Source organism: Prosthecobacter algae (assembly GCF_039542385.1).
Taxonomy (GTDB): domain Bacteria; phylum Verrucomicrobiota; class Verrucomicrobiia; order Verrucomicrobiales; family Verrucomicrobiaceae; genus Prosthecobacter; species Prosthecobacter algae.
This window is the reverse complement of record NZ_BAABIA010000009.1, coordinates 41,372-59,911: the sequence shown is the minus strand read 5'-3', so window position 1 is coordinate 59,911 and position 18,540 is coordinate 41,372. Positions and strand designations below refer to the sequence as shown.

At 56.5% G+C, this 18,540-nt stretch carries 14 protein-coding genes; all 14 read right to left on the bottom strand.

The genetic code is table 11. From position 1 onward, the window contains the following. Positions 1–7 precede the first annotated feature (7 nt). Positions 8–1,117 carry a HigA family addiction module antitoxin gene (locus ABEB25_RS19525; RefSeq protein WP_345738122.1) on the bottom strand — a complete coding sequence of 370 codons (1,110 nt, stop codon included), beginning with the start codon at positions 1,115–1,117 and terminating at the stop codon, positions 8–10. 33 nt (positions 1,118–1,150) lie between these two features. After that, positions 1,151–1,486 carry a type II toxin-antitoxin system RelE/ParE family toxin gene (locus tag ABEB25_RS19520; protein ID WP_345738121.1) on the bottom strand — a complete coding sequence of 112 codons (336 nt, stop codon included), beginning with the start codon at positions 1,484–1,486 and terminating at the stop codon, positions 1,151–1,153. A 386-nt stretch (positions 1,487–1,872) separates the two neighbouring features. Then, positions 1,873–2,103 carry a hypothetical protein gene (locus ABEB25_RS19515; RefSeq protein ID WP_345738120.1) on the bottom strand — a complete coding sequence of 77 codons (231 nt, stop codon included), beginning with the start codon at positions 2,101–2,103 and terminating at the stop codon, positions 1,873–1,875. A 192-nt stretch (positions 2,104–2,295) separates the two neighbouring features. Next, positions 2,296–3,162: a plasmid partitioning protein RepB C-terminal domain-containing protein gene (locus ABEB25_RS19510; protein ID WP_345738119.1), complete on the bottom strand. Its 867-nt coding sequence runs from the start codon at positions 3,160–3,162 to the stop codon at positions 2,296–2,298. A 1-nt stretch (position 3,163) separates the two neighbouring features. Further along, complete coding sequence (locus tag ABEB25_RS19505) at positions 3,164–4,039, bottom strand: plasmid partitioning protein RepB C-terminal domain-containing protein (RefSeq protein ID WP_345738118.1); 876 nt, start codon at positions 4,037–4,039, stop codon at positions 3,164–3,166. Further along, on the bottom strand, positions 4,036–5,637 hold the full coding sequence (locus tag ABEB25_RS19500) for a recombinase family protein (protein WP_345738323.1): 1,602 nt from the start codon (positions 5,635–5,637) through the stop codon (positions 4,036–4,038). The genes ABEB25_RS19505 and ABEB25_RS19500 overlap by 4 nt, the downstream gene beginning before the upstream one ends. A 232-nt stretch (positions 5,638–5,869) precedes the next feature. Beyond that, positions 5,870–6,427 carry a DUF6431 domain-containing protein gene (locus ABEB25_RS19495; RefSeq protein WP_345738117.1) on the bottom strand — a complete coding sequence of 186 codons (558 nt, stop codon included), beginning with the start codon at positions 6,425–6,427 and terminating at the stop codon, positions 5,870–5,872. Between the two features lie 53 nt (positions 6,428–6,480). Next, the gene (locus ABEB25_RS19490; protein WP_345738116.1) at positions 6,481–6,999 is read right to left on the bottom strand and encodes a hypothetical protein; all 519 of its coding nucleotides are present in this window, start codon (positions 6,997–6,999) and stop codon (positions 6,481–6,483) included. A gap of 20 nt (positions 7,000–7,019) precedes the next feature. Continuing rightward, complete coding sequence (locus ABEB25_RS19485) at positions 7,020–9,851, bottom strand: ATP-binding protein (protein ID WP_345738115.1); 2,832 nt, start codon at positions 9,849–9,851, stop codon at positions 7,020–7,022. Between the two features lie 12 nt (positions 9,852–9,863). Next, complete coding sequence (locus ABEB25_RS19480) at positions 9,864–10,397, bottom strand: cysteine--tRNA ligase (RefSeq protein ID WP_345738114.1); 534 nt, start codon at positions 10,395–10,397, stop codon at positions 9,864–9,866. A gap of 4 nt (positions 10,398–10,401) precedes the next feature. Next, entirely contained in the window at positions 10,402–11,496 is a 1,095-nt protein-coding gene (locus ABEB25_RS19475) for an AAA family ATPase (protein ID WP_345738113.1), read from the bottom strand. Between the two features lie 15 nt (positions 11,497–11,511). Beyond that, complete coding sequence (locus ABEB25_RS19470; RefSeq protein WP_345738112.1) at positions 11,512–14,439, bottom strand: DUF1156 domain-containing protein; 2,928 nt, start codon at positions 14,437–14,439, stop codon at positions 11,512–11,514. Then, positions 14,436–14,909, bottom strand: coding sequence for a hypothetical protein (locus ABEB25_RS19465; protein WP_345738111.1), 474 nt, complete (start codon positions 14,907–14,909; stop codon positions 14,436–14,438). Before ABEB25_RS19465 ends, ABEB25_RS19470 begins: the two co-directional genes overlap by 4 nt. Continuing rightward, complete coding sequence (locus ABEB25_RS19460; RefSeq protein WP_345738110.1) at positions 14,906–18,466, bottom strand: helicase-related protein; 3,561 nt, start codon at positions 18,464–18,466, stop codon at positions 14,906–14,908. Before ABEB25_RS19460 ends, ABEB25_RS19465 begins: the two co-directional genes overlap by 4 nt. Positions 18,467–18,540: the final 74 nt, after the last annotated feature.

Sequence of the window (18,540 nt, the reverse complement as noted above, 5' to 3'; positions counted from 1 at the left end):
TTTCCTCTTAAATGGCGGCAGCTTCGCTGGTTAACAAATCGCTCACGTCATAGCGGCGTTTGAGTTCATTGCCGACAAAGCGCATCCAGATGCGGTCAAATTGTAGCCTTCCAGCTACGATTCCTTCGGAGATACCGAGTTGCTTCGCGAGCGCCTTGCCTGCTGCCACGGGCAACTTTCCTCCATGACTGGCACGCACAGCCGCGATCCGCTCCGTCGGGATGAGGAACTCGCGGGCAAACTGGTTCGCATCCACCTCTAGGGCATCTTCACGTCCCTCATACTCTACCAGCCATTCGCGTTTCAGTTTACCTTGCAGCACATGTTTGGCCTCATGGAAGAAGGTGAACCAGAAGTGGCCGTCATCTTTATAGCGGCCCGTTTGCACGATCAAAGCGGTGCTGTCCGTGAGCTGGCGTGCCGCCCCACTCACATGAGTGCCTTGGAGCTCCGGCAGCAGCACATAGGCCACGCCACATTCATTGCAGGCTTGTTGGATGGTTGAGACCCATTGCCTCACAGGCAGCGTGGTGGCACCCCGTAGCTTTTGTAGTGCCTTGAGAAAGGCGGCTTCATCGTAGGGAGCGCAGGGCTGCTTACGGGCTTCCAGCTCCGCCTTGCGCAGCCAGGCAGCCACGGCCTCGGGATCGCTTTGCAGCTTGGGTGATTTACGGAAAGCAGCCACCGGCCCGCTCCAGACTTCTTTCCACCCTTTCACGTTGGCGCAGCCAAAGAAGTTCAGCAGTTCCACCATGATCTGCTTCTTGTCTTTGGTTCGGGAAAGCCAGCCCAGTTTTTGCATTGCCATAACCGGCAGGCTGGCCAGCCATTCCTCGTCCACCTCTAGGCGGTCAGCGGCACGCTGGCGGGCCAGAAGCTCGCGGTATTGAGTTTCCAAATTCATCCAGAAGTGGGCTGGCACACCCAGGACGCGTTCGAGTTCCAGGGCTGTGTCCGCTGTGAGAGCGGCTTTGGCCTGGATGATTTCATTGATGGTTTTGATCGGCCTTCCCATGCGCCGGGCCAGTTCGGACTGCGTCAGACCCATCGCATCGAGGGTCTCCGCAAGCGTCTCTCCTGGCGGGGAGGCGTAGTCGGGTTGGAAGTTGGTGCTCATGTGTGTTGGGGGATTTGGGTTGCTTGGTGTTTCTCAGTGGTAGTCCACCACTTCAAAAATCGTGATCTCTGTCACCGCCTCCCAGTCCAGTCCGCCGTCCGCCTTACGCGGCTCAGGTTCATGGGCTACCAGGAGGATCAGGCGGTGGGGATGCCGCACGGTGATGGAAATCTGTCCTTGTCGGTCGCCCGTCAGCTCATGGGCGCGCAACTGCGGCAGCAGACGCAGATCCGCCAGACGCCGTGCTGCCCGCAGCTCGGTCACACGACGCATGAGTATCCGCCCCTGCTCCGACCCATAGGCCCGCACTAGCTCCTTTTCTGAGGAGAACTCTTTTTCAATCTTGGTGTTTCGGAAATGAACCAGCATGGGCCGACGGGTGTGAATATCCTGTCAATATCAGGGTGAACGATGGTGAACAATGCCTTTTTACCCCAAAGGTTAAAATAGTTTTGACATTGCCTTTTACCCACCCCACTCTATCCACCGTGAAGCTCAACTTACAGCAACACGAAAAAGCCGCCTCTGCTGATACAGAGACGGCTCACTCCGGCCGCCCCCCGGCACGGAGCACTCCGCCCGTTTGGAACGGCTTTCAGTCGGGACGACTGCACGCATTTTCCTGGCAGACTGGACGCGAGTCAAGCCCTGAGCTTGGAGGGGAGAACTCTCAAGACTAGAAAGGAAAATCCCCCACCATGGCAAAAGATGCACCAGGCATGCTTGGCAATCGGTCCCGCAATCCCAGCGGACCTTTACGCGCCAAACGTGGCGACACACTTGTCGGCACGATAGAGAAGCAGTACGGCGTCGATCTCGGTGTGCGAAGCGACATGCGCCTCGACACTCTGAAACAACGCACGGGTATGGCCTCCCTCAATGACATCCTCCACGGAGGAAAGGGCAAATAGTTCTCCCCACGAGGCGGCGGCGCGGAGACGTGCCGCCGCTTTTTCATATCCTTGCCAGTAGGCAGCCCATACCATTCGGTTTGATTTGGTAATCTGAAGCCCGCTGCTATTTGTTTGGGTGCTTCGTGTGTATCCAAATCTTCGTATTTCCGGAGGTTCCTTCAAAGATAGTCGCAGGTTTGGCATTCATGCAGGAACGGGGCTTTGATACCTTGATTTGCACGATGCCAGTGGTTTAGAAAAGAATTAGCTAGCTTCTCCACGGCATCACAACAGTTCTTTGGCTGCAAGGATTTCAAATTCTGAGAAGAGGTCTTCATGCCGCGTTTTCAGAAACCGTGAGACTTTGGTGTTGTCCAACAGCTTCTTCACATAGCTGCGCGCAACCGTAAGGTTCAGCATGTTGTCGCCATACGTTGATTCGATGGCTTTGAAATCCGTGTGCAGGCTCTCCATTTCCTCCTCCAGGCGAGCAATCTCCTCCACTGTCATCCCCTTGGCTGCCTTGGGTTCCTGGGGATTAAGGAGCTGATGCTTCGGTGTTCCTATCAACAGGGCATCGACATAATTGCGCGTGAATGTGTTGGTGCTCACCATGAGCTCAGCGATTTCAATCTGTCGAACAGCCGTGACTTTCTTTAGGCCGTGGATCGCCCCAGGCGCGACTTGCTTGTCTTTGAGCATGTCAGCCACCTCTTCATGAATGCCATCCAGAAGGCGAAGACTGTCTCGGATGTCTTTGACGCGAAGATTGAGTGCCGTCGCAATGCGTTCAGGGGTGAGTCCATCCTTCACCGCTTTCAGGATCATTTTGTGCTCTTGGATCGGTGCGAGGCGGCTGATGCGAGCATTATAAGTGAAGCTTTCGTCGTCTGTCGAGATCAGGCATTCGGCTTCCGTCATTCCAAGTGATTTCATGGCATGAAGCCGCAGATGTCCATCGACGAGAATGAATTTGTCTTTTGACCTGCTGACAATCAGAGGCTCAACAAGACCGACTTCTTGGATCGAGCTGCGAATGGCTTTGTAACGGGAGATCTTGTTCTCTGGATCTTGAATCAGCCGGATTGGGAGAATCTGATCGAGTGGGAGAACGATGCTCTCCATTTCAAATCCGCGTGTGGGTTCGTTCATGCTATTTGATTCTTTTGGTCGATTCAGCGATAAATTTCGGAGCCGTAGCCAGTCCCTCCGCTCTCAGCAGGTTGATAAAATCCTCGTTGCTCAGCAGTTGCTTGAATGCCGCCTGCACAAATACCAGCTTGGCCTCACAAAACTTGGCCTTTTTGACCATGAGCTTTTGCCGCTGTGACTCCTTTTGGTAAGCATAGACCAAATCTTCGGCGGTTTGCCTCCTCCTTGTGCCTCGTCCACCAGCGGTGAGGGCTTTACCAAAGAAGTGACGTTGGTCTAACAGCTTCTTGACCACACGGATTGAGGTCTGATTTAACTGCCGAGTTTCATAGGCTTTGAGCAAGCCTTGCTGCGCTTCACGGTTGTCAGTCTTGGCAATATCAATCGCCACCCCCAATGGCACCTTGCCTTTGATAGCTGCATCAATGAGACGCTCTTCGCCGGCACTTCGCAGTACAAGCAGGCCACCCACCTGAGTGTCACTGATGTCGAGCTTCTTGCTGATAGCCAGATTACTGTACCCCTGAGTTTTTAATCTCTCAATCTCCATGATCAGGTCCATCGGGGCTGGATAACGCCTGGCCATGTTCTCTACCAAGCTCATCAGTAATCGGTCTTCTTTTGATACATCAACGACGATTGCAGGTATGTGCGTAAATCCTAGCGCTCGACATGCCTCAATCCGGCCCTGACCACATACCAAGTCGTACCCTGGCTCTTCGCCATCCTTGACGTTGCGGCGGCTAATTTTCACCGGCTTCTTCAAACCCAGGTTTTTAATGCTTTGGACAACTCGCTCGAACTTTGCCTTGTCCCGATGACGAGGATTCAGGATTCGTATCCTGTCGATGGAGATGGATTGGACTTCGGATTTCATATACATGCGTCCACAGGCAGCCGTTGTGAGAGTTCGAAGAATCGCTCAAGCGAGTCATATCGGTAGGTGTCCAAATAGATTCCGTTGACCTCAGCCAAATGGAGACGCTCTGGCGGAGTGCCATCGAGGGAGTCAGCACTCACACGTCTCTTCAAATGATCCCAGGTCATGTCGAGGCTTGGCAGCAGGTAATAGTCCTTCACATTTTCATTGGTGTGATCCATGCGCACAGCAATCGTGAGATCAGGGCACAAACCGTGATCCAGCCTTATCTCCCATCTTGATGCACCTGCTTGTGTTGTTCGATGTCGGCAGAGCACCAGTGAAACACGAATTTCATCATTCAGCAGAAAGATGCCAGCATCGCTGGTTTGAGCAACGTGAGCACCGAGCGCAATCAGCTTTGAGATCGTGTTCTGTATGACTTCAGGGAAGAAATACCGCAGCCGACGATTGATCTCAATAAACGTGAAATCAATATTCGGTCGGTAGCCCACAAGGGTGTAAGCACGCACCAAACTCCCAAACCTGCTGCGATAAGCCGCGCTGGAGGGAATGCCTTCGGATTCGTTGATCAAAATCCCTGAAATTTTGCCGTGATTACGCAGCAGTAAGCGCAGCTTCTCCAATAACTCCTCATTCGTTAGCTTTTGCGAGCGTGCTAGAAAAAGCTCTCTGGCTTGGAGAAATAGAGTTCGGTCAACGATCCCTTCAAAGGCACCTTCGACACGTATCCACTGATCTTCCGGGTTCCTGGTATGCTTCTGCTTCAGTTTGAAGGAGGTGCGATGATACACATTGTTGCCAATGTATTTCTCATTGGACAGCACTTCTCGAACGGTTGTGCGATTCCACTTTCGACCAAAGTCAGTCAGGATACCGGCATGGTTCAATGACTCTGCAATGGTGGCTTCACTTTTGCCCTCCGTGACAAAGGCATGATACATGGCGCGAACGGTCATCACTTCGTCTTCAGGTCCAGGAACTAGAATCACACGATCAGTCTGCAGGCTCTTTTGCTCACCGATCTTTAATACCGCCTTCTTTTCTCCGCTCTGGTCAATTAGCATTCGTCTCATGCCATAGCCTGCTGCGCCCCCTTGCTTGAAACCAAGCTGGATGAGGCGACATGCGCCCCGGAAGACTTTGGTCGAAAGCTCGCGACTGTATTCTCCAGCCATTGAACGCTTCATCGTTTTGATGATTGACGATCCGAGACTGCCGTCGTTTTCAAACTGCTCAGCACAGTAGTGAACTGCAATCCCAACCCGACGGCAGATGTACTCGTAGTGAGCACTTTCGTCAGCGTCCTGAAATCTGCCCCATCGGCTCACGTCATAGACCAAGATGCAGGTGAAGTTGGCCAATCCACCTGTCACATCCGAAATCATCGTCGAGAGCGAGTCTCGTCCTTGAATGTTAAGGCCGCTCTTTCCCTCGTCCGAGTAAATTTTGACGATGTCCATCCCTCGCCTTGCTGCATACTCACGGACCGCATCCATTTGGTTGCTGGTTGAGTATTGCTGATGCTCGGTGGACATTCGCACATAAGCCGCTGCACGAATGGCGTTGCCTGCTGGAGCCTCTGATGAATACATGAAGCGGTATTTGGTTTGCTGTTTTCGATGCTCACGCGACGACATGATGCCAACTTCTGCCGACACCAGATGACTCCAATATCAGACTGCCAATTAGTAGATGATGTGCTGTCGGGGGCTCGTTTCGTTTCATCTTCGCTGCTGGTTTGATTGTGCTGAGGAGCAGTGATCTCCGTTGCATGCAACTTTCCACAGACCCACGAACGGGGAATCGACCAGTTGTGTGCTTTGCTCACCCATCAGGGGAAATCGGGCGATGACAACGATACCGACCAAACGCTGTAACCTGAAAGTAGCTCACCAGCTTTCTGGTTGCCTGATCCAGGCGGCCATAGGCTTTTATCAGTGAACTCCATGACCCCTCCTTGAATAGGTTCGAATCTAGCAGTCCAAGCGATTGACCGACTGTTAAAACCAGATCTGGAACCCACGCATTGAATCGCCTCCAGTAGCGGCGGAGCAACCCATGCCATCGCAAGGTGTCGCTTCCGGCCGTTGTGCCATTGAAGTAGCGCTCGATGGTAATGCTGCAAATCAACCGATAGGGCTGAGCAAATGAAGGAAGTAAGCTGAGTGTTTTGTGACAGTGCTCGCACAGAAAGCGGCGCACCTTGATCGCCACAATCTTGCCCGACCTCGACTCGGTGACAGAGCGGCTATAGAAGCCAATCGCGCGCAAGGCCCCATGTTGCTTACACTGAGGGCATTCGGATGGACGCTTGACCCGACGATGTGCCTGACCAGCCACATAGTCTACTGCATCCACTAGACTGGGGGAGATCATCTGCATGGGCTCTCTCAGATAAGAGCATACACGCAATTGCCGAATTGATCAGGTCGATCTTAATGCCGTTTCGCCCAGGCCGCGGCGGCACGAACCTGCGACAGTTCAGCTTTCACATCGGCACTGATGCGGGCATAAAGCTTCCAGTATTCATTCAGCACACGCAGTGCGTCTTCACCCATCTCTTTCCCAGCAAAGAGCTCCGGAGCGGTGTCGGCGAAGTTCAGGCCCAACTGCACGCCTTTGCCCTGCACCTCGGCACCCAGTTCGTAGTTGGTCAGCAGCAGGCGGCGCTTGGGACTGGTGGCAGCACCGCAGGAATCGAGAAACCAGGTGGGTGATCCAGTGGAGTCGGCATGGAGCAGGACCAAGAGCTTCTTCTCAATGTGCCAGAGATCGCGCAGGGTTTCTTCGGTGATCGAGAGTGTGCGCAGATTCACCACCGTGTGGAGAAAGGCGAGATAGGCCACGGAATAGCCTGCACCGTCGAACGTGGGGAGATCAAAGCGCGATTGCAGGCCGGAGAGATACACTGTGGATCGGTTCAAAGCTTTGGCGAGATCGGCGAAGGTGTGCATGGTTTGCCAATGGGGTGCGCTCATTCCCACTCGGCAGTGCCAAACCCAAGCGTCTTGGCATTCTCCGAAACGGCACGCTTGGTCTGGTCGGCAGCGCCGTTGGGAAAGCTGGCTTCGATCTCGATGCGGACTTTAACTTCGGCGTTGGGGTCGGCGGCGAGGGTCGCAATGATTTCCTCGGCGATTTGCACGAGGCGCATTTTGGCAGCGGCAGGGGCAACTACAGTGGAGCCGTGAAACGACTTTGCCTTGGATGGCGGAGTCGGTCCCGGCGGGGTCGTGCCTGGGGGTGTTGGCCCGGGCGGGATCAGCCCCGGAGGTATCGGGCCTGACGGAACGGGTCCCGGAGGTGTCGGCCCTGGTGGCGGAGTCGGTGCTGGTTGATTCGCCGCTTCGTATGCTTTGGCCGCCTCTGGTTCGATGAGCAGAAGTGTGTCGTCGAACTGGATGTTGGCATCGCCGAACTTGAAACCGTCGAACTTGCCTTCGTGTTCACCGTAGGCGGTGCCGTAGAAGTCACGAGTCCCGGCTCCTTTGACGATGGCTTGTGCGATGACACCACGATCCTTCATACGTGGCAGATACAGGTAGCGCAAGGTGTCTTCCCAGAACTCAGCGGCTTTCACGGCTGGCTTATCCGACTTCCAGTAGAGTTCCTTCAGCTTGGTGCGCAGATGGATAGGCGACCAAGTGGGGATGACCCATTCGTTATCGAGACACACTCGTTCGATCTCAGGTCCCAAGGCGGCTCCACTGGTATTGAGTGAGACCGTTTCGACGGATGGTTTGCCTGTGGGGCTGTCCTGCGAAGGGCAGAGCAGCCACTTGTAGCATTCACGGGCGACCCGTGGCAGCACATCCTCGGCTCCCTTGAGCTCCTTCTTCGCTTGCTCTGACTGGAGCATGTCCAGGTTCAGCCGCATGGCGGCGACATCTTCGACGATGGAATTCCATGCGAGGGCCACGCGGATGCAGTCGCGCAGTCTCGTGAGTGCGCCGTGGTCGGGTGCGAGGAAGAGCAGGCGGTTACCACGATACCTCGGTTTGGTTCCATTGTTCCGCACATAGTCCAGCACGCCTTCGGTGGCGAGGCGGGGCTCTTCTCGCGAGTAGAACTGCTCCGGCGGCATTACGACGAGGCGCAGCGCACCGTCATCAGGCACGTCGCTGTGTGGTGTGAAGATATGCGTGCCATCGAAGAACGTCGCTCCGGCGGTGAGCTTCTTGACGACTTCGGCCATGCGCCCCCGCACTTCATTTTTGTCCTCGAAGCGCTTCTTTCGTTCTTCCATCTCACGGCGGAGGTTAGCCTTCGTGTCGAACCAATACCGTGTGCTGTCCTGAGATTTGTCCCCAGACGAACTCATGTAGTGGAGTTGGTCCGACAGTCGATTCAGAGCATCGGAGTAGAGCGAGGATGTCTGACCGGGCTGGAGACAGCCGAGCAAAATGCTGGCACGCCCGATGCCTCGGGTTCCGGGCCGGATGTTCACCGAGGAAGGAGCACTGCTCAGAAACACCGTTCGAGCCACCCGGCGGGCAGCTTGGACGGAACCAAAACGCGTTTCCTTGGCCTCGAGAACGGTTGTCTCCGCCCGCTCACCATCAATGTCGCGATCCATCACCGGGTCCCAGCCAGGGCCGAGGTAGTAAATCAGTTCGTTGCGGGCGCTGCCGTCGTAGAGCGGCAGGCTGCCGGGAAGAATCATGAGGTCTTTGTTATCGTCCTGCCAGAGGCGGAAGATGACCTTGGCCATAAGTTTCAGCACGCCGCGCGTGCGTTGGAATCCATCAATGGTTGTCCACTCCTCATAGAGCTGGGCAAAGACTTCCGGATGGATCGGGTAGCTCTGCATCATCCGGTCAAAGTAACGCGCTTCCTGGGTTTCCTGCGGCACTTTTGAGCCTTCAGCCACATAGGCATCGGCAAAAGCACGGCAGACTTGGTCGCGGGCCTTGGGGTCACGAATCTTTTCAAACAAGCGGCGGCGCACGATCTCGAAGGCTTCCTCGGGTGCCACGGTTTTCCAAAGCGCCTGCACCCGGTTGAAGACTGCCTCCAGTGCCTTCAAGGCGGAGATACCGCGAGGGCCACCGGCTTGGCTGTCAGACTCCGGCAATGACGCCAACACGACGACATTTTGCACCAGCTTGGCTGCTTCCGTCAGGGATTGGATGAAGCTCAGATTGCTGTCGTAGGTGCCGCCACTCAGCGCCTGGCTCTCGACGAATTGCCGAATGTAAACGACAAGCTCATCCAGCAACACCACGCACGGCGCAAAGCGGCTGAGCAGCTCGATCAACACATCCTTGCCCGGTGAAGTTCCATTTTCATCGGCCTCTTTGACCATCGCGTAGCCTTCAGCTTTCCCGAGCTGCCAAGCCAACTCACCCCAGAGTGTCCGAATGGCATGCTTGCCTTGCTTCCAAGGCTGGCCGGGCGCGTGGGCTGTGCCGTCCAGCACGGCGATTTGTGCCGGCGGCACATCCAGCAGCTTTGCCTGATCAAGCAGCGCCGGAATGCCGACGAGCTCACCAAGCGGGCACTTGCGTGAGGCCAGATGATACACCGCCAGCAAGGTATGCGTCTTACCGCCTCCGAAGGCGGTTTGCAGTTGGATCACCGGCTCGCCGCCCTTGCCGTTGAGCCGCTGCGCCACCTGAGTGAGTAGCCGTCCCATGCCTTCGGTGATGAAGGTGCGCTCGTAGAAGGCCTTCGCGTCGCCATATTCAGGTGTCGCCTTGCCGGAACGCACCGCCGTTAGGTCGGCGGCAAACTCGGATTGTTGGAACGTGCCGTTCAGCACGTCGGGATGTGGGACGATGACTTCTCTCCAGGGTTTCAGACTCATAAATGTAGTTGGTTAGCTAACGGTCCATGGCACTCCTGCCGCCGGAGTATTGGCAATTTTGAGGACTAGTGGGTTGGCATCGATTGACTTCACCAAACGGCGTAGTTGTTGCAGCACACTTGCGGCAAACCCCGCTGGGAAGAGTGCGCTGTGGGCACCTGTGTGCGGTTCGAGGTGAAGCACAATGCGTCGTGTCCCTGAAGCGAGAGCATCTGTGGCGAGTTCCTTTTCTCCTGTTTCAACGGCATTCGCACTCGCATCGGCCAATCCGGCAAGTGTGTGCATAACTTTGTCCGCCACAAACTGAGCGAGCCCTCCGATGTTCGAAGGTTTGGGAGGGTTCGTAATCACTCGGAAATCCTTGGCTTCGATCAACCATGCCACGCTTGGCGGCGGCGCTCCTTCGACGGCCACCACATCCACAGCTTTCTGTCCGCCCGTAGCGGCGTTCCAGACGGCTGTATAATGCTGCCACTGGTCATAAATCTGCGCCGCAACCGTGGCGTCAAAATCAAACCTCAGCGTATCGACTTGGAGTGTTGGCATGGGCTTAGGCTTTGGATGAGTCGCTGCCTGCTGCTTGGTCAGGCACACCCATCTCATTGTCGATATACCTCTCCGACTGCTGCAAGTCCTCATCCAGGGCCGCTATCTCACCGACGTCATCCATCGTTCTGCCCTGCTGAATGATCACCTTCCCGCAGGATTCGAGATGAAGCCCGAAACAGCGTGTATCCAGACCTTGGAAGCCGGGACTGTGTTGCAAAATGTGCAGTTCGCGGAGCAGAAACAGGCTGTGGCTAGCAATGAAAACTTGGATGCCCTTGTGAGCCAGTTCAAGGATGGATCGCGCTATTGTCTTGATGATTTTTGGATTGAGGTTGGACTCCGGCTCGTCCCAGAAGAGGTAGCCCTTGTCGAGCAGCGAGCCTGTCGCGATGAGCCGCGCCACCATGGCGAGCTTGCGCAAGCCCTCGGCCACAAGGTGCATCTCCATGCTGCCGGTGTTGGTGTTCAAGTAAAAGCGCCCCGACTTGTCCAGTTCCACGTTACCACCCATCGCGGATTCCAGAGGTCGGAGCAGATACTTAATCCGAGGTTCACGGGGTCCGCGGGCCAGCGGCGCACCCAGCAGAAGACAGGTGTCATTCCAGGTCTCTTCAAATGGCAGGTGCGTCTCCTTGTAAAGTGAGGAAAAACCCGGGTAGATCGAAAGAAGCTCTCGTGTCGGGAGGAAGACCGGTTTTTTTTCAAGCCAGGCTGAAGGAGATTTATCCACCACGACCTCGGCTTTGGTCCGGGTGGAAAACTGCACACTGAAATCCAGTGCCTCCTGTTTGAAGTGATACTCGAGCCGGCAAGTGGTGTGGCCCTGGGTGCGGCGGGCTAGCCGGCCTAGAGTATCGGGCCTGAACACCCCCCGCAACTTGTCGGCAAAGGCCTTTGCCAAAAAGTCCCTGGCTGGAACTCCTTGAGCAGTGCCCTTCTTTCCTTCTGCGCTTACTGCCAAGGCGCAATAGACCGTCTTTAATAAGTGCGACTTTCCCGAGCCATTCTCACCAATAATGATGTTCAAGTTCTTGCCGAACTTGAGTTCAGCGTTGGGAAAAACCGTGAGGTTTTCAATATGCAGTGATTTGAGCATAAGGAGAGTGCCTGATTATTCGAAGCCGGGCAAGTTCTGCTCGGCAGGTTTCGGTGCGGCAGCCGCAGCTGACTCAATGCCGGTCCAGCTCGTGATGAGTTCGTTGTAGGCGCGGGCGTCTTCGGCCTGGCCGAGGCGTTCGCAGAGGGTGTAGAGGCGATAGGCAAGCTGGCGCACGGCTTCGGCTTTGCCGCCGAGGGCGGCGAGGAGTGCGCCGGAGGCGGATTCGCCGCCTTGTTTCAGGGCGCGGATGAGCTGGTGCAGGGCTTCCCAGACGGGCGTGCGGGTATCGGTGCGCGGGTCCCAGTCGGTGGCATACTCGGCCCACTTGAGCAGGCGCACTTTGCCGCTGCCGCTTTGCAGCACCCCGGCTTCCTTCATGGCGTCCACGCTGGTGGATTTAGAGCGGGCCAGGACGTCGGCTTCGCCAAAGACGCTTTCCGTCCAGCCGTGTTGCTCGAACCAGTGCAGGCAGAACTGGGTATCGGAATCGAAATCATCTTCGGCGAGGAAGCGGTTGATGAGCTGGAGGGCGGTGCGCACGCTCATTGGCGAGCCATCGGCCTCCAGCACGGCGGCGTATTTGGAAAAGACCGCCATGCCCGGCCCGATGATGGCCTGCGAAAGGTCCACCGGAGCCACGGGCGAACGCTCGTCGCCGGAACCTTTCGTCATCTCGTCGAGCGCCTCTGGCAATACGCCGTTCAACTCGCGGATGAATTCGCGGCGGGAAATGGAGGGCGCGTCAGCGGGGCGTTTGCGGCAGACGAGGACGACGCTGGAAGCGAGCGAATTGGTGCCTTGCCCAATCATGCGTGAGCTGTTCTCAGTCCGCAGAGGCCAAGTTCCTGTTAATTGAAGTCCTGCCTCATTGACGGCTCCGAGAAAAGTCGCCCAGCCAGGTGATACCGTGCCTGTATCTGCACTCGTTTCGGACTGCTTGAATGCGTAGTAAATTGTGATCGGCGCTTCTGGGTGGGCTTGGTCGGATAAGCTTTTCATTGCCAGCGTCATCCCATTCAGAAAAAAGCCTTCTGCGCCCTCTTTCCCGCCGTGGCGATGGGAGGCGGCAACAAGTTCCTCAACTTTTGGCACGGCTATCGTTGCGAGCAAACCTGGGTAAACAGTGCGAAGCGAACGCCGAAGCCAAATGTAGAAAAAGTCTGACAGGTCAGCGTAACCAATGTTGTCGTAATATGGCGGGTCGCTGGAAATGAACTTACCCGAAGAGATTGTCTGGGTCTGAGCGTCAGCTTGGCTCGCGCAACCCGAAAACCATGACTGAGTTTGTTCGAAGACTTTGGCTAAAGCCTTCGAAAGACCATCAATGAATATCTTCCACGATCCCGAAGAGTCTCCCAGTGAATTGGCTTCGGCGAAATCCCAGATCATCGGAATCGCCTGTTTACCGAACATTTGTCTTGGACATTGGGCTATCGGCTCCCAACGCACGAGGCTGTTTCCGAGATCGGCCATCTTATCGAGTGCAAAAGCCAGATATACCGTGACGGCTTCAGCGTAGGCTCGTGGACCAGCGCCGCCGGCATCGAGCCCCTTGTCTGTGTCACCCGCGATTCCTATTTCGATGGCATCCTTGCAAATCCGTTCGCGCGTGTTCTCCAGAAGATCGCTGAATGTTGTAAGCGTCACCAACTGTCTTGAGGTGAACGCATCACCCCAAGTGAACATCCCATACATTGGCAATCGATCGATATCGTGACACGGGGTTGTAACTCTTAAATCTGGTTTCCACTCGGGATTCGCCGACCGAGCGAGGTTCTCCATTGCATCCGTGGGAGGTAAATAGACACGTCCTTTCGGTCCATCGGCAGCAATAGCCATGAGGCGAGAACCCATTCTGCCTCCACAAGCTTCAGCACGGATATATTTGGTATTGATCGGAGCACCAGACAGCAGGCAGCCAAAATTCGCTTTCGCAAGCTTAGTGCCGTTAGCAGCATCAGGTGGTGGCGTGCCAATTTTTACCGTAAACCGATAACTTTCGCCGGCCACCATAGGCTGGACATACGACACTTTCCCGTCCTTGCTCGATAAGATGAAGGACGAAGCCAGCGGCACATCCACATGCGAGAACGCCGGGTTCGGACTCTTGACCGTCCGCGCCCAGATCCAAGCGATGACGGTGAGCTTCTGGCCGACGAGCGGTTTGAGGTCGGGCCGTTCCTTCGCCAACTCCGCCGTGATTTCCACCAGCGGATAGAGGTGGCCGATGCGCTTCTGCGCTTCCTCGCGCATCCAAGCGCCGTAGTAACGCACGTCTTCCGCCAGACCGGTGGCTCCGGGCCATTCCCGATCCAAATCCAGTTCCTTCTTCTTCGCGCCTTGGCGGCTTTGCAGCAGGCTGACCGGTGTCCTGCCCGCGAACTTGGGCGGGATCTCGATCATAGCCTTGTTGATGAGCACGGCCACGGGGTTGAGGTCGCTGGCGTAAGCCTCCAGCCCCAGCCGCTGAGCCTCCAGAGGGATGGCTCCGCCACCGGCAAAGGGATCGTGCAGGGCCGGCAGCTTGTCTGGATTGAACAGCTCGGCGGCCTGCGGGTGGTCCTTGTTCAGCTCACACACCTCCCGCCACGAGCGGCGAATCTCGGCGCGGGCACGCTCTAGCACCTCCTCATTGGTGGTGTTCTCCCACAGCACGAGGTCTTCGATGATCTTGAACAGTCGCTTCCGCTCAATGGCGGCTTCCTTCTTGTTCTTCCCGTATTTGAACCCGCCGCCCTGCTGGTAGCCGGGATCATTGACCAACTGCGCAAAGATGACCGCCCGCGCCGCCGCCAGCGGCCGCCGCGCCCACCACAGATGCAGCGTGGAAGGGTGCCCATGCCGGATGGATTTCTCCCGCGCACAAGCCTCATTGATCGCGTCCAGCGGAAGGGCGACTTCGATGAGCTTGCGGGGGGATTTGATGGGGTGGTCGGTCATAGCGGCGCTGGCCAAGTGGGATGAAAATAGCTGTTATGTAGCGGGAGATTGTCGATAAATGCTTCCAGCTCGATCCTGGCAATGGACGGATCAGGGCAGTGCAACAGTCCCAAGCTTCGCAACACGGTGCGGATAAAGTGAGCGCTGCCCAGCAGTTGAGGTGTTAGTTCATGGTAATACCAAGCCCACCAAATCTCCTCAGTCGTCTTCTGGGCCGATGGAAACAAATTAGTCTGTCCATCATTCAGCGTAGTTCTGTAGCGTGCGCACAGCTTGTGATAGGCAGGTGCGAGCGGTGTCAGGTTGATTGATTCGACCACTCCCAAACTCCTCAAGAACGCGAGTTCTTCGGATTGGACATCGAGCAGCGTGGCGGCTCGCACGTAGACATCACGGCAATGGCGCACGAGAGCGCTGAGCGCCTGGGCAGCTCCCTGCAATTGTTGTGCGGCTAAATCTTCTTGGATCATTGAATTGTCATGGCTCGTTCGAGCAACGCTTTGAGATCGTAGTTCACCGAGGACACACCCCAGCCAGGCTCTTCCTTGAACGGGTGGGAGATGTAATGTGGGCCGTCGATGCCGTCATCCTCTCCGACGAGCACGATGGCGAGGTGGTATTTGCTGCCCTGATTCCAACTCTCAAAGATTTCATTCTTGGTCACGGTGACGGTGGTCGCGCCTTGGATGCGGCCCTTAACTTCGATGTGGCGGGACTCGGGCAACTTGCCATCCACGGCAGGCGCGTAAGAGGTGATGTCCCAGCCACACTTCTGCGCAGAGACATCCACCACGCGGCAGCCACGAGCTTCTTCAGCAAGGCGGACGGCGTTCATGGCAAGCATCTCGATGCGTGAGCGGGCGGCGGGATCTGCGGAGAAGCTTGTGGTGGCAGCATCGGGCGCAGGTTCGCCGCGCAGTTTTCGCAGGAGGCCTATGGGGACGACAAGGGCACCGCCAAGCACGACGGGCGTGCCGTTGGTAACGTGGCGCATGGATTGCAGTTCCTTCTTCCGGTTCTCCAATCGGCCGTTGAGGTCGTTGATGGTGCGCTGGATGTTGTCGAGGTTCAGACGCACGTCTTTCCCGGCTTCCTGATCGTCCTTGAGCCGCATCCAGCGGTCGGACCAGAAGGCAATCTCTTTGGTCAGGCGCTCGTGGACGGCTGTGAGGGTCTTGTTCACATGGGTAATGCGGCGCGTTGCGACTTCGCCGTAATGCTCGGGGACTAGCGTGGCGGCAGCGAGGGCTAGGGCTTTTTGTTCCTGATCGGCACAGAGCCACGGTTCGGCCAGGAGTGGCTTCAGCAGGTGGAGGTCACCGGAGGGGAGCGGCTCATAGTCGAGATGTGGTGCCCAGCCGGCAAAACTGGCTTTCCCGTCGCGGGTAACGTGGACGAATTGGAGCCGCTTTGATAAGACTGTGCTGTCGCCGGACTTGATCTCGTGGGTAATGAGAAAGAGGAGCGAGGCCTCGGTGGCATCGTCGGCGGGGTCCACGAGAATGGCTCCCTGGCGCATGAGATTACTATGCTGCTCCAGCACGAGATCGCTAACGGCGAGCATGAGCGGATGACCGGGGTGGATCATCTGGGCGAAGGCGAGGCCTGGACGGTCCAACGGGCGGACGGCTTCCTTGGTGAAACAGACGCGCTCGTAGCGTTTCAGCACGGGGGCGAGTTCGCGGCGATTGCGCCCGGTTATCTGGCGGTCCCGCTCGCGGATAGCTGCGGGAACGTGCGTGATCTCAAAACGTCCCGGCTCGCGAGGATACATGGCTCCGTTGAGCCCCTCGAAGGCTTTGGCAAAGAAGGAGCGGACGAAGTAGGGCTGCAAGCGGCGGGCCTCGGCCATTTCCATCTTCTCCTTCACGGCGAAGAGCTGCTCGGCGTTCATCGTTTCCTGGGCCAAGGCGTTGCGTTCGAGCAAGCCTTGGATGTGAGAGACATCGAGTGCGTTATCAATGCTCCTGAGACGCTCGGCTGCGCGCTCCGGATGATCATTGTAGCGGATGGCATCAAGCAAGAGGTCTTTCAGGCTGCGCTCCTCAAACACTTCACCCAGGATGTCGAACACCCGGCCATGAAAGGCTTCGTTGATGGTTTCCAGTTTGGTGAGCAGGCGGTGATAAACCTCACCCTCGCGGGTTTCCTTGGCGACCAAGTTCCAAAGGTGGCAAACCTGATCCTGGCCGATACGGTGAATGCGCCCGAAGCGCTGTTCGAGGCGGTTGGGATTCCACGGCAGGTCATAGTTCACCATCAGATTCGCGTTCTGAAGGTTCACACCTTCACCTGCCGCATCGGTAGCGATGAGGATGCGAACGATAGGATCAGAACGGAACAAAGCCTGACGTTTGCGGCGCTCATCGCGATGCACGCTGCCGTGGATGGTGGTGATGGCGTCCGGTGTGCCGAGGACTCCGCCAATCTTCCGCTCCAGGTAGTTCAGCGTGTCCTTGTGCTCGGTGAACAGGATCATCTTGCGCTGACGGCCATCGGCATCGCGCATGTGGGGGTTGTTTTGAAGAATGCTGGAGAGTTCCTCCCATTTCCGATCCACCCCGGAATCCACAACGCCACGAGCCTGATTGACAAGACCGCCCAGAATGATGATCTCGGCTTCCAGTTCGGCAATGGTCTCGGCGGCCGTGGCGGTGGCGACGAGTTTTTCCTCCAGATCTTCCTGCTCTTCGGCGCTGATGTCGTCCTCGTCTTCCGGCACCTCGTCAGCCACCTGACGTTTGAACTGCTGCCCCTTGGACAGGACCCGCTCTTCATTGAGCCGGTTCTCAAGCCGTTCTTTGCGTCGCTTTAGGGATTGAAAGATGGCCTCGGGGCTGGAAGCTAGACGGCGCTGAAGCGCGGTGAGCGCAAATCCAACCGATCCCTTGCGCGGACCTTTCAACGCATCGGCCTTCCCCATCTCGGTTTTGACGTAGTTGGTAACCGATTCGTAGAGGGCGGCTTCCAGCGGGGAGAGAGGATAATTGGCTGTGTAGGCTTTGCGTTCGGGGAACAGCTTGGTGCCATCAAAGCGGACCATCTCTTCCTTGGTCATGCGGCGCATGAGGTCGCTGACATCCACCTTGTGCGCAGCATCGCCACCACCGCGAAACTTGCCGTAGAAGCGGTCGGAATCGAGCAGGGACAGGAAGAGCTGAAAGTCTTCATCCTTGCCGTTGTGAGGCGTGGCGGACATCAGCAGAAGGTGCCGTGTGTGAGCACCCAGCCGTTCGGCGAAACGGAATCTGGCAGTCCTGTTAAGCTTGGTCCCAAAGTAATGGGCGGAAAGTTTATGAGCTTCGTCAAATATCACCAAGTCCCATCCGGCTTCCAAAAGCTTGCTTTGGAGAGGTCCAGGGTGCTTCTCATCCGATCCTTCGCTCACCTCGTCTCGCGACAACTGGTCGAGCCTCACAATGAGATGGTCAGCATCCTCAAACGGATTGCCGGTAGGCGTGCCTGCCTCCAACGCTGCTGAAAAGACCTGGAACTGAAGCCCAAATTTCTCGTACAGCTCATCGCGCCACTGTTCCACCAAGCTGCCAGGAGCGACGACGAGAATGCGTCTTGAATCGGCACGCATGATGAGTTCGCGGATGTAAAGGCCCGCCATGATGGTCTTGCCTGCACCGGGGTCATCTGCCAAAACGAAACGGAGCGGCTGACGCGGCAGCATCGATTCATAAACGGCGGTGATCTGATGGGGCAGCGGTTCCACGTTGGACGTGTGGACAGCCATCATGGGGTCAAACAAGAACGCGAGGTCGATGCGCTTGGCTTCGACAGCCAGCTTGAATGCTTCGCCATCGCCGTCAAAGGACCAAGGGCGCTCCGTCGTGGCAACGTCAATCGTCGAGATTTCGCCCTGTGTGATCATCCGCTCGCGGATCGTACCGTCGGGAAGCTTGTAAATAAGTTGGGCGGCTTGGTTTCCGACGGGCATGACCGCTAAAACCGATACCACCATGTCAGTCTCCACGCCCTTAAGCGAAAGGCCTTGTTTGAGGGCGGTCATGGAGGTCATTGGGAGGACGGATTTGTTGGCAGAATGATGAACTGGATTCTCATCAAAGCCGGGAGGGATGCCGATGGCAAGAA

Excerpts from the sequence above, each read along its gene's own strand:
- ABEB25_RS19525 (WP_345738122.1), bottom strand. The coding sequence starts at position 1,117 with ATGAGCACCAACTTCCAACCCGACTACGCCTCCCCGCCAGGAGAGACG.
- ABEB25_RS19520 (WP_345738121.1), bottom strand. The coding sequence starts at position 1,486 with ATGCTGGTTCATTTCCGAAACACCAAGATTGAAAAAGAGTTCTCCTCA.
- ABEB25_RS19515 (WP_345738120.1), bottom strand. The coding sequence starts at position 2,103 with ATGGTATGGGCTGCCTACTGGCAAGGATATGAAAAAGCGGCGGCACGT.
- ABEB25_RS19510 (WP_345738119.1), bottom strand. The coding sequence starts at position 3,162 with ATGAACGAACCCACACGCGGATTTGAAATGGAGAGCATCGTTCTCCCA.
- ABEB25_RS19505 (WP_345738118.1), bottom strand. The coding sequence starts at position 4,039 with ATGAAATCCGAAGTCCAATCCATCTCCATCGACAGGATACGAATCCTG.
- ABEB25_RS19500 (WP_345738323.1), bottom strand. The coding sequence starts at position 5,637 with ATGTATTCATCAGAGGCTCCAGCAGGCAACGCCATTCGTGCAGCGGCT.
- ABEB25_RS19495 (WP_345738117.1), bottom strand. The coding sequence starts at position 6,427 with ATGCAGATGATCTCCCCCAGTCTAGTGGATGCAGTAGACTATGTGGCT.
- ABEB25_RS19490 (WP_345738116.1), bottom strand. The coding sequence starts at position 6,999 with ATGCACACCTTCGCCGATCTCGCCAAAGCTTTGAACCGATCCACAGTG.
- ABEB25_RS19485 (WP_345738115.1), bottom strand. The coding sequence starts at position 9,851 with ATGAGTCTGAAACCCTGGAGAGAAGTCATCGTCCCACATCCCGACGTG.
- ABEB25_RS19480 (WP_345738114.1), bottom strand. The coding sequence starts at position 10,397 with ATGCCAACACTCCAAGTCGATACGCTGAGGTTTGATTTTGACGCCACG.
- ABEB25_RS19475 (WP_345738113.1), bottom strand. The coding sequence starts at position 11,496 with ATGCTCAAATCACTGCATATTGAAAACCTCACGGTTTTTCCCAACGCT.
- ABEB25_RS19470 (WP_345738112.1), bottom strand. The coding sequence starts at position 14,439 with ATGACCGACCACCCCATCAAATCCCCCCGCAAGCTCATCGAAGTCGCC.
- ABEB25_RS19465 (WP_345738111.1), bottom strand. The coding sequence starts at position 14,909 with ATGATCCAAGAAGATTTAGCCGCACAACAATTGCAGGGAGCTGCCCAG.
- ABEB25_RS19460 (WP_345738110.1), bottom strand. The coding sequence starts at position 18,466 with ATGACCTCCATGACCGCCCTCAAACAAGGCCTTTCGCTTAAGGGCGTG.